Below are 3,882 nucleotides of genomic sequence, written 5' to 3'. Positions count from 1 at the left end.
AAAGACTGCGACGGGTCGCAACCCGATATGACAGATGCGCCCACACCTTCATGTCCGCAATCCATATCGCCGCAAGCTTCATCTTCTATCTCAAAAAATGAGTCCTGAGCCTAACGATCAGACGCCTTTTCCGGACTCCGGCGTGCACGCCGCGCCATACATGTCCAGCACATCCGTCACCGCTGCAATAACGATTACCTGAGGCTCCCGCGCAATCCCACCCGAACGCAGCCTTGCAAACAGAGTCGGCAGAAACTGCCTGATCAGAGGGTCCGGCATCCCGATGTCCGCAAGCTGCGAAAACAGCGTGTCCACCGCCTCGCCGGCCTCCGGCTTCGGCCAGTAATAGCGGATGCGATCACTCCAAGCATAATGCCGCAATACCGTAAGCTGCGAAGGAGACCCTTCGTAATGGCCCGCCCAGTGCGAAGAATCATGCAGCATCACACGCTCCATCACGTCCCGCAGACTCTCCTGCTGCGGCAGCAGCGCCCCCCGCAACGCATCCAGCGCATACAGCGCCTCACGCAACGCAAACGTCAGACCGGGTCCCACCTTCAGCAGCGCGAACCCATCCTCAACAAGAGCCCGCAGCCCCACCCCGGTCTGGTAATCCGTCGAGTGCGCCTCAAAAATGCGCCCAGGCATCCCGCCCAGCACGTCCGAAAGTGACCGCGCGCGATCACGGTCGTAAAGAGCGACCTCCTCAACCCCGAACTCAACACCCGGCTGAACCACTAGCGCAATCACCCGTGACCACACCTCGTCGCCCAGCGCCGCGCGAAACACAGTCTCGTGGAGCCGCAACGTCTCCGCAGCGGCGGACGGACTCGTCGGCGTCAGATGGTCCAGCGCCTCCGCCGCCCCGCCCGGAACCGGAACTTCCGTCCCGATCACATAAACCACCCGCCCCGGCGCCACAGCCTCCGCCCGCGCGGCCAGCGCACAAACCCGCGCGGCGACAATGTCGTCCGCCAGCGCTGCGGACTCGCCCGCACACCCCATGCTGGCATCCAGATGCAGCTTCACGAACCCCGCCCGCGCGTAAGCCTCAACCATGTCTCCCGCCCGGCTCAGCGCCTCATCTGCCGGAAGCGTCTTCCACGGACTGGGACCAAGATGATCGCCGCCAGCCAGGATCAGATCGGACGGACACCCGACTTTCTCCGCAATCCCGCGCAGAAGATCGAGAAAATCCACCGGCGTCATGCCCGTGTAACCGCCCTCCTGATTGACCTGGTTGCAGGTCGCCTCAATCAACACAGGCTCCCCGAGCCGCGCTGCCCGCCCGAGAGCCGCTTCAAGCACCAGCGGATGCGCGGAACAGACCGACGTCAGACCCCGCCGGCTCCCGCGCGGCGCCAACGGATCATGGATCTGCTTCACAAGATCAAAAAATGGAGCAATCGACATGACGACCTTTCAGGCTCGGGAAACAGATGACCACACGCCGTCGCGGCGCATCAGCCGATGGTAACGACCTTGGTCAGATGACGCGGCTTCAGCGTGTCGAGACCCTTGTCCCGCGCCACATACTCGCCCAGCAGCTGGAGCACCGGCAGACACACCAGCGGCCGCACCGAAGCCGGTCCGTCGACAGGCAGCGTCACGGTGCCCGGCCCGCCAATCCCGAGAACAACTGCGCCCTTCCCGATCAGTTCGTCAGCCAGTCTGGCTTCCTCCTCAATCGTGTCAGGATGATAAAGGATCGTCACAAAAGACCGCTCGTCGATCAGACTGACCGGTCCATGACGATATTCCAGAGGATGATGCGCCTCCGTCTGGCTCAGACTCATTTCCTGAAGCTTCAGCGCTCCCTCACGCGCCACGCCGTAAAGAGCCCCGCCGCCAAGAAACACAAAATGCCCGCGACCCCGGATCAGCGACGCCAGATGCGGGTCCGCCGTATCCAGCAGGGCGCGCGCGCGCGCCGTGGTCTCAGGCCCGGCGTCCACACCGGCGTAGCGAAGTCCCATCAGAAGCATGAGACTGGCCGAAGCCGTCATCACGATGTCCTCCTCGGGATGCGTGTCGGACTCAACCAGTTCGTCCGCCTCTCCGCAAAGCGTGCTCCCGGGCGCGCAGGTGAACGCCGTCACCGGTAGTCCCGCCGCCCGGCTCGCACGCGCCGCCGCCACGGTCTCGGTGGACTCCCCGCTACGCGACAGCGCCACAACCCGGGGCGAAACCGACGCGGGAACATAGCTCGTCCGGCGACATGTCCACTCGTTGCCCGGAACAGCCCGCGCCATCACGCCCTGCTCACACAGCGTCGCCGCGATCGAGTCCGCGATATGCACGGACGTGCCGCAGCCAACCACCGCATGAACCACGGAAGGATCAGCCTTCACGCCTTCCATCGACAGACGGTCCCAGAACGGGAATTGCTCCCGAATACCACGCTCAGTCGCGTTCATCCTGCGTGTCCTTTTTCCTGGAAGCGGGCGGAGGCGCCAGCTTCGGCATCATCACATTCAGTCCGGCCGCGCGGTCGCACGCCCCCTGATCATCAATCGGACTCTCAATCAGCCCTGCGGCCAGACGGGAAATCCACGCCGCATCCACAGCCCAGCCCGCCAGACCGGCGGCCTCCAGAACCGCGCCCCCGACCGGCGGAAGCAACGGGGGCCGCGGCGCCCCGCAACGCCGCTCGACGGCGTCCAGAAGCGCGGCACAGGCGAACGTCCCGCCGCCATGGCTCCACGGCAGCCCCTGATCCACGAACGCCTCATTCGACAGCGCCGTGCGCGCCGTGCCGACATGACGCGCAAGATGTGCTGCCGCCCGGTCAATCAGCGCCAGCGCCGAAGGACTCCCTTCCGCCGCAAGATCGCCCACGCACCGGGCGACCGCCGCAACCGCCGACCGCTCATGGTCAAGACCCGAATACCAGGCGAGAAGCTCTGCCCCGATCCCATCGCCCCCATCCGTCAGACCAAGATAACGACAAACCGGCTCCACCAGATCGGCAGCACCGGCGTCGCGCCCGTCCAGCGCCTGCGTGAGAAGGGAAAGCGCCTCACGCCCGATCCAGAAGGCGCTGCCCTCATCCCCGAACAAAGCGCCCCAGCCGCCGACACGCATATTGTGCCCGTCAGCCCCGCGCGCCCACGCCATCGAGCCCGTCCCCGAAAGCAGCAGCACGCCCGGCCCGCCGCCAAACGCCCCGAGACAGGCCATCTCAACATCATTGCGAACCCGGACCGGCACCGGCAGCAGTGAATCCGCCAGATCGTCTTGCCGCCGCGTGGTCGCCACACTCTCGCCATACCCGGCCATCCCGAATGCGGCGGCCCGGATCTGAAACGGAACCGGCGGGCGAACAAGGTCGGCGATGACGTCCGCCCAGCACGGTTGGTCAAACGGATTGGAGCCGCCGGCCGCGCGCCGGACCAAAACCGTCGCATCCCGAAGAACGCCGATCAGCAGCGTCTTGGAGCCACCCCCGTCGAGCGCCAGAATTCCGTCGGTTTCAGTCATTCAGCCAGATCGCCGGGCACAGGAAAGCAGCGCCGTCCAGGGAGCAGCAGGGGAGGCGACAAGGAGAGCAGCGGAACAAACGGTCCCGAAAGCAGCCCGGAAAACCACCTGTGAAACGGACAAGTCCGCCTGCTGCATCTCTACACGCCTCCTCACGTCGCCACTCCTGACGGCGGCCGTCATCCGCCGATCAATCAGGAGCGGAACTACCTCTATAAAATCACACCTATGATCGTATATGATTGATGTCAAATAAAATGCGTGCAATCGCCGCTCGTAAACTGCGTCCGCTACGGCGTGTCGTCAGTTAAACCCTGATGATGGCGAATGAGGGTTGTACTTTCTGGCTGCCTGTGCTGACTGTTTTCCCGGGCTTTGGGGGGACAAACGTATGCGGCGATA

3 protein-coding genes and 1 pseudogene are annotated in these 3,882 nt (G+C 64.5%); 1 reads left to right on the top strand and 3 read right to left on the bottom strand.

Annotation, left to right across the window (positions count from 1 at the left end; translation table 11 throughout):
• Nucleotides 1-101 (top strand): annotated as a pseudogene (locus tag GOB90_RS18530) (IS5/IS1182 family transposase); the annotation flags it as partial.
• 16 nt (nucleotides 102-117) lie between these two features.
• Here GOB90_RS18530 and GOB90_RS18525 read toward each other — a convergent pair.
• The 3 genes from GOB90_RS18525 to GOB90_RS18515 are packed head-to-tail and all read right to left on the bottom strand — an operon-like array spanning nucleotide 118 to nucleotide 3,480.
• Nucleotides 118-1,413 carry a class II D-tagatose-bisphosphate aldolase, non-catalytic subunit gene (locus GOB90_RS18525; protein ID WP_146893094.1) on the bottom strand — a complete coding sequence of 432 codons (1,296 nt, stop codon included), beginning with the start codon at nucleotides 1,411-1,413 and terminating at the stop codon, nucleotides 118-120.
• 50 nt (nucleotides 1,414-1,463) lie between these two features.
• Nucleotides 1,464-2,417 carry an SIS domain-containing protein gene (locus GOB90_RS18520; protein WP_146893092.1) on the bottom strand — a complete coding sequence of 318 codons (954 nt, stop codon included), beginning with the start codon at nucleotides 2,415-2,417 and terminating at the stop codon, nucleotides 1,464-1,466.
• Nucleotides 2,404-3,480, bottom strand: a complete 1,077-nt coding sequence (locus GOB90_RS18515) for an N-acetylglucosamine kinase (protein ID WP_146893090.1) — start codon at nucleotides 3,478-3,480, stop codon at nucleotides 2,404-2,406. The genes GOB90_RS18520 and GOB90_RS18515 overlap by 14 nt, the downstream gene beginning before the upstream one ends.
• Between the last annotated feature and the right edge of the window lie 402 nt (nucleotides 3,481-3,882).

Source organism: Acetobacter oeni (genome assembly GCF_011516825.1).
Lineage (GTDB): Bacteria > Pseudomonadota > Alphaproteobacteria > Acetobacterales > Acetobacteraceae > Acetobacter > Acetobacter oeni.
This window is presented reverse-complemented; position numbering and strand designations above follow the sequence as displayed.